General features: G+C 39.4%; 4 protein-coding genes and 3 pseudogenes. 3 read left to right on the top strand and 4 right to left on the bottom strand.

Annotated features, from left to right (window positions below; genetic code table 11):
- Nucleotides 1-125 precede the first annotated feature (125 nt).
- Nucleotides 126-836, top strand: a pseudogene (locus tag AACQ38_RS20050) (ISKra4 family transposase); the annotation flags it as partial.
- Between the two features lie 73 nt (nt 837-909).
- A pseudogene (locus AACQ38_RS20045) lies at nt 910-1,017 on the top strand (IS982 family transposase); the annotation flags it as partial.
- A 75-nt stretch (nt 1,018-1,092) separates the two neighbouring features.
- Here the strand turns inward: AACQ38_RS20045 and AACQ38_RS20040 are convergent.
- The 4 genes and pseudogenes from AACQ38_RS20040 to AACQ38_RS20025 form a co-directional block, all read right to left on the bottom strand.
- Nucleotides 1,093-1,284: pseudogene (locus AACQ38_RS20040) on the bottom strand (IS256 family transposase); the annotation flags it as partial.
- A 93-nt stretch (nt 1,285-1,377) separates the two neighbouring features.
- Nucleotides 1,378-2,268: a hypothetical protein gene (locus AACQ38_RS20035; RefSeq protein ID WP_165578907.1), complete on the bottom strand. Its 891-nt coding sequence runs from the start codon at nt 2,266-2,268 to the stop codon at nt 1,378-1,380.
- 267 nt (nt 2,269-2,535) lie between these two features.
- Nucleotides 2,536-3,294 carry a hypothetical protein gene (locus tag AACQ38_RS20030; protein WP_165578906.1) on the bottom strand — a complete coding sequence of 253 codons (759 nt, stop codon included), beginning with the start codon at nt 3,292-3,294 and terminating at the stop codon, nt 2,536-2,538.
- A 99-nt stretch (nt 3,295-3,393) separates the two neighbouring features.
- Nucleotides 3,394-5,574: a hypothetical protein gene (locus tag AACQ38_RS20025; RefSeq protein WP_165578905.1), complete on the bottom strand. Its 2,181-nt coding sequence runs from the start codon at nt 5,572-5,574 to the stop codon at nt 3,394-3,396.
- A 606-nt stretch (nt 5,575-6,180) separates the two neighbouring features.
- On the opposite strand from AACQ38_RS20025, the gene AACQ38_RS20020 reads away from it, so the two are divergent.
- A complete protein-coding gene (locus AACQ38_RS20020; protein WP_207631938.1) occupies nt 6,181-7,380 on the top strand; it encodes a hypothetical protein in 1,200 nt (399 codons plus the stop codon).
- Nucleotides 7,381-7,441: the final 61 nt, after the last annotated feature.

Raw genomic sequence — 7,441 nt, 5'->3', positions numbered from 1 at the left:
GTGGTAAAGCAGCTAAAGAAGCCACTTTAACGTATAAGTATTCATGGGCCGATAATGGGTAATAGTCCGGTTGAATTGCCCACTTTACCGCTAAATAACTCAAGTGCCCCAGACTTTTTTATGCTCTACCAACCAAACGCTTTGGTTTTGTGCAATGTCTTGAAAATCACCCCAGAAGAAAACTCATCGCCCAGTTATCTTCACAAGGTATGCAGGCGAATCAACAAATTACTTTCTTATCGGATGGGGCCGATAATCTCAGGGATCTGCAATTTAACTTGTACCCCGAATCGCAGCACGTACTGGATTGGTTTCATATCACGATGCGTCTGACAGTACTCAAACAATATGCCAGAGGGGTATCGAAAAACACCCCTGAACTCGGTGCAGAATTATTGGACGCTTTAACCAGTACAAAATGGTATCTCTGGCATGGCAATGTGATTAAGGCATTAGAACAGCTAGAGGATTGTGCTGAGATGTGTGATGAGGACATCTCGCATTATGATAATAAGAAATCCTTATCAAAACATATCGATGAAATGTACACCTACATTGAAAATAACAACATGATAATCCCGAATTATGGTGAAATGTACCGCTATGGTGAACCCATTTCCTCTTCATTTGTTGAATCGACGATCAATGAAGTGATTGCCAAACGGATGGTGAAAAAGCAGCAGATGCAATGGAGCCAGCAAGGTGCGCATTACTTACTCCAGACCCGCACAGCCGTACTTAATGATGATTTGAAAACCCAATTTGAGCATTGGTACCCAGGCATAAAATTAGGTGAAAAAACGGAGCACTATTTGACAGAGGCAGCTGCTGCATAAGTGCCCCACAGATTTTTATGGTCTCCAGTTACCGCGCCACATCTCGACTCTACCCGTTTTCCAAGCGGACCCCTTACTCAGCTATCCCCGTTTTGTCAGTGTGGCCCCTTCCGTTTTGGTGCCACTATGCAGCTATCTGACGCAATTAAAAGGAAAACCCACAGGTATAGTGACGCCGGATAGATTTAAGCAAGCCAAAAATTCATCAAAATGAGTGTTGCAAAAACGAGGGCGACCATAGATTTTATGGTCTCCAATAGCCGTTTCGGGAGTTGGCCCCCGGTTTGGGCTGATTTTTATCGTAGCCGAGGTGATGAGTCATTTCGGCATTGAGGGCCGCCTCGACGCTGATTTTTTTCAGCAGGCGATTGAACTGGTTGAGATCCTCAGGGGTTTTGAGATTTTTGGCCAGTTCGTTAGCCAGAGCCTGCAACTGTTTTTCGTCCATAAATTAACCTGTTTTTGATGTTGGATTGAATATATCAAAATCAGGCAGATACACAAATTTCTAAACAGGCTCTGTTTGATTAGACCATTACAACTAACTCATATATTTTATCCCTTTTTCATTTAAAGAAACTTGCTGTTCTCGTAAATATTGAATAAAGTAATCAAAACAACCACTAGGTGTTCGGTAATGCCCAGTTTTATTAGTTAGTACTTTTAAAATGCCTTGCTCCACCTGCCATTCACCAGCAAAAATAACTGCTTTGCCGGCAGATAAAGACGTGTGATGTAGTACTTTACTTTCATGCTTATATGAATAAATCAAGTTCCCCCTCCTACAAACTATAGTTCCATATCCCTCACCGTGGTAACGAGTCCTATAAGAAGTTGTACTAAACGGTTTGCCATTTCTATCGAAAAACCTACCATTTTTAATGAAAACGCCTCTTTCTTCTAGTTCTTCACCATGTAAATATTTGACAGTTTTTCCTCCAATTACAACCTCTTCAAGTAGCCTTCTTTCTTCCTCGGTCATATGACAATATGCGGGATTGCCATTTGATCTTGAGTAGTTTCGAACCCAAGTAGGGTAAGACCAAGTAGGGCGAAACGTTTTGTCCTGTGTTTCGGAAGAAGTGTAATAAGGCCTGCCAGCAATAGGAGCTATAAAAGGGGCTCTTTGCTCTAAAACTTCAGATTTCGGGTAATTCATATTTACAGGCAGCTCATTAGGTAGCCCGCGAATGCCTCGTATCTTATGTACTGATTCTTTGAATAAGCTTGAAGCAAATCTTTTTCTTTCATCACTTCCCGTCGTAGCAGCCCTAAAATCTTCAACTATTTTAGATAAGTTGTCTGAAGTTGCAAAAGAATGAATTGCTTTCTTATAAAGTTTGTCAATAGTATTGATCGCGAAAGAATTGTATGGGTCTGTATCTAATACTTTATGCATAGCATTTAGTTTTTCTAAATCAAGATTTGGCATATAGCAACTCTCTATTTAAAAATAGGTTGTTGTGTGGAATCGGATGATATTAACTAGCACTAAGTTAGCGCAGTGGCTTTGTTGCATAAATTCAGGTGCGCGATGTAACACCCATTTACACTTTACCCAGACGAGTTCAGGCAGTAGACGAAGTCAGACAACTAACGATCATTCAGTTAATCTCGTAAATTCTTGAGGGAATCGAGAAAAATTGAATTTGACCTGACAACTGTACACGTCAAACCGGGTGCATATTTGCAGACAAGCCTAATCGATCTTCATCTCTTTGGCCGCATATGTCGCTTTCCCGCCCATTTGCGATTTACGCACCAGAAAATTTTTTATGGCCATACGAGCGTCCTTTTCAGAGGTGAAACAAAAATTGACAACCAGATTTCCCCATGCGTCGATTTCTCGCAGCACCTGCCATTCCCCATCACCATAGAGCGCATGCCAGAAAATGTCCTGGATTCTGTTTTCATCAGGAAGGGACGGTGCTCTTTTTTTTTCAAGAGCTGGAATCTCCTGCCGATACAGCACGCTATCAGGGGCATGAACCCTTAAAAAAATGTGCGCAGTACCATAACCTTTCTGGACATATTTGCGCGAGATGGCATTCCACATGGGTGCGATGCATTTCCAGTCGCTAAAGAGGTTTAGAGCGTCCAATACCCCGCCCAGTATTGTGGATTCGAGCGTTGTGCATTCTTTATTGAACCGCGCATATTCGCTGACAGCAAAGCCGCCGGACCACAAAGCTAGCGGCTTGCCATGTTGCAGCATAAGCAGTTCGCCACTAAGTACTTCTGCAACGGCGGCATAAAAAGGATTATGGTCACGTTTGCGATTTTCACGATTGAGTTGTTGCTGGGCGCGTATGCCCTGCAGTACATTTTCCCAAAGTGGCTCGATGGTTCCTCTTGGTACCCTCTGGCTGAGCAAGCGACGTTCGAACTCGGTCCACTCGGGATGGGCTCGCGGATTCCGCGGGATATAACGGGGGGCACGACTGCTGTCTCTAGGCATTTTTTTTAAACCTCATAAATACTCCGTTGCTATGAACAGACCCGAAGTAGACCTGTCGGTTGCCCGTACAGGTCTACTCAACGCGGCCTGGCCTACCGTCTAGAAAGACTTCTGAAAGATAACTTCGTTTTCAAGTAAAAATATAGGTTTTTCAGCAGCAGCTGGCTTAGATTTTCCTGCACTCCAACCAGCTATTTGTTTTGCTACAACATCTGATGAGGCCACTTGTACTAAAAGTTTATTTTTGAAATATTTAGTCGCACCTTCATGCCATTGGAAATAGGTTAATTTTGTAGAACATTTTGTAGTCGGCATTTTGAATGTCACAACATCATCATAACGTACTACATAAACATCATCATCACACATAAAGATCCATGGATTGGCACAACCAAATATAAAATCGTTAAGAACTTGCTGAAGATGTTTCTTGTTTTGATCACTAGTAACGACTGTTAATTCATTTGATTCATCCTCACTAAGAACTGTTTTTAATATATCCTTTGAGAAAAATAAACGACCTTGTGCGATGCCAATTGAGTATCGTGTCTTTTCATTTGGCAAAACAGGTGAACGCGTATCCATTACGGCACTTGTAAGAAAACTAAGACATGAGTTATGATAAGCACTAAGTTTCCCATTTAAAAAATAAAAAACCCTATCTCTGAATACAAGAAACTCAATTCCATCAGTATATTTATCATCTCTTTTAATATGTGTGGCATAATAGCTATCAGGCACTTCAGGAATATTTAATATCGCCATTGCTGATTTTTTAAATGGATATTTATTATTTAAATCATTATTTAAATACCACACAAAGTCTCGATTATATCCAGTTGGGCAGACCCAAACATTTCTATAATTAAACTTACCAAATCCGTCAATGAACTGTCCTTCTGGAATTCCATTATCATGAGGAACTTGGATTCTTGCAGCGTTTTTGAATGGGAGCCATGTAACGCTTTTGGCATTATCAACCATTAATGGATAATTGGTATACACATTAAAATTATTGTATAGTCCAGCTAAAACTGAAGCTGGAAATATTAATTCATAATTTCCAGCCTCCGGATCATTAAGATTGTGTAATGTTGCAATACCTATGGCAGAATCTTGGGCAAATTCAAGATAAGTTTCTGAACTTTCAATTTCAATGGGGGCACTGTTCAGATAATTGATAGACTTTTCTTTAGAAAGAAACCCTGAACTATGTTCATCTTTTTCCTGAAGCAGAGATTTTAGTTTAACTAATTGTAGGGTTTCTTGGTCATGACGGCCTTTGATAGACGAATCAGATATTCCTGAAACAGTGCCTAAATGCCAGTCCACAACGAATTTTGTTAAGAAACTAAACCTTTGAAAAAAATATTTATCTGATCCAAATTCCGGAACAATATGTTTAAGCATCGAATTATTAAATAAATAATCCAAAACACCTCCGAATGGCAGAGATTTTTTAATGAATTCGTCATCTGTCGTATGATGTTCATTTTTTACGAAAGAAAAATCTAATAGTATTGCAAATGTTGAGTATCGACTTGGTTTAGCCTCTGGTCTCAATGCAAATAAGCCTTCGAAAATGGGATTAAACGAAGATCTTGCAATCAGAGGATCTGCTTTTTTGTCAGAGCGCTGTATATTCCATACTATTCTAGGTTGCTGTAAATCTGACAAAGCGGCCATGCCTGCTAAATCATAGTCAGGAAGACTCCACTGCTTCGCATTTGATTCAGAAACATCAATACCTATTGTTGGAATACCGCCAAACATACCTGCACTTAATCCACTCCCGGTGGATGTTTCAACATTATTATCTTTGTTTTTACTTCGGGGAGAATATTCTGATAAATACCAGTCACTACCTAAACCGAATTTAGGGGATGACTGCGAATAATCATATTCACATATCGACGAATCTATAGGCTGAATAGTGATATGGCAATCATCGAATATATTTTTATTATCTTTAACTTTTAAGTTATTGACATCTTCTGTTTCCATACCTATTCTATCTTGAATAGAATAAGCTAAAACATCAACAGGTTTTTCATTTAAGCCACGAAATGAAGATGTATTGATCATTGTTCCCGCTGTGTTTATTTTTATGCAGCGCCCTGCTCCTGAGAGTGTAGTTGCGCCGACGTTCTCAAAGAGATCTACATTTATTTGAAGCTGTACCCAACGTTCATCTTTTGACTCGGCTATTATAGTTTGTGAAGATTTTCTAACTCCGAAAGGTGACTGACCCGGACTTACACTGCTAAATGATTGTTTCATTTTAATATCTCCAAGTTATCAGCTGATGTTACAAATTATTGTATGTAACGAGCATGAATTCAGCAATTGAGATGCTTATTGGAATTATCTAAGCAAAAATTACGCTATTAAAACCGCATACTAAATAAACCGTTACCTTAACCATAGACACTCAATTCCCGACTAGCAAGGAATAAATATAAAATAAATTCGTTGAGATTGGTATCGTAAGATCACACTATTTTTAAATCAGGAATGAGGTGCGGAATGACAGATTTAACTTCAAGGTACAGAATTTATATTTAAACTAATTGTTAAAAATAAGGAATTATTCTAAGCTATTAGAATAATCATTCTTATTAACAATCATAGGTTGTAAATATTTTTAATAAAAATAAATCCATTGTAATATTTTCCCATAAGGGAAAGATGCTGATGTGCAATCCGTATTTATTAATATTATACAACTGCAACCATTTTATAAGTGTCTAATAGAAAGCATAAATGGCACAGTTTTGAATAAGAATTTGATGATATGGTAGTCTAAGGCTACTAAAGAAAATACTATCCAAAAAACTTGGGCTGCCTATTTTTTCTAATATAAAAGAGGAAATGTATATGAATGATTTGATTTTTAACTCCCAGCCGCAAACGATAAAAGATAAGTCGGATGTGGAAAAATATACCGTCGAGACCTTTGATATCGAATACCCTGAATCCCGCGGGCACGACGCTAAAATATATGGCAATGGCAGAAATGCTGTTCATATTCGGGTACATATTAAACTACTTAACCAAGACGGAACACCGGTACAAATACCTTCGCGTAAAATGCGTGAATTTCTTCATTTGTATGACAGCGTGAGCAAAAAAATTATCTGGAACGTACGTGGCATGTCAGGAAACAATGTTAGTGGTGGTTCGTCAGATGGGATTCATTCTGATGATGTGGTGGCTTTTGAGCTACCAGGCTATTACAGTACTGGACGTTATCCAAATTCGGGGGAAAGTGAAATACAGAATTATACAGCACCGTCATTAGACGCGATGACCTTAGATTATTATGTCCAGTCAGCTAGATCGTTTCAGTCACCTGTGCACCTTTCTCTCTCTGGGTATTTCTCCACCACTCCGGCACTGCCTGATGCCAAGTCCATCACAACCAGTAACAACAATAAACCACCTCTAAAATTGACTGTGGAATCGTTCATACGCTACAGCGATCCCGCTCTTTGGACCTTAACAATACTTGATGAGCAGGTAAAACTTGTCGATGCCCCAGACATTAAAGTGCATAACATTCAGCGTCAGCATGTGCAGGTTGCCTATCAACGATACCTACTGACTCACCGTGATGTATTCGCTAGTCTTTCAGGCAATAAAATTTCCATATTTATTAGGTCACCTTCAAGGTCCCCTAATATTTTTGGGATGTGGCCATATCCCAGTGGACAAGCCTTTTTTGATGGTGTCAAGGAAAAAACAGCCTACACTCAGGCAATGGCTTGGGTGCTTCCTGAGCACAGTGGGAGTATTAATATCAGTGGCACAGTGATGATAGGCTCCGTGGAAGATACGAATAAGTACATTGTCGATTTTAACAAGAACCTTAAATTATGTACTGTGCAACTCAGCGAACATGCGATTACCGTGGTATGTGCGAAACTTATTGTAACGGATGAGTCTCACTTCAAATTGTCAGGTAATCAGGGATCAGGTTACTCGGAACAGACGCAGGCAACAGTCTGGATTGAAGATAACTTCGGGCATCAACAAAAAGTGAATATTTCATTTAACAAAAATACAGGGCTCCCCTCTGTTATCTGATATTCCATAATTTTATGCTCATAAACTGTACCGAACAACTATCTTTGGTGCAGTTTAGTTT

Source organism: Photorhabdus sp. RW14-46 (genome assembly GCF_963887965.1).
Classification (GTDB): Bacteria; Pseudomonadota; Gammaproteobacteria; order Enterobacterales; family Enterobacteriaceae; genus Photorhabdus; species Photorhabdus laumondii.
This window is presented reverse-complemented; position numbering and strand designations above follow the sequence as displayed.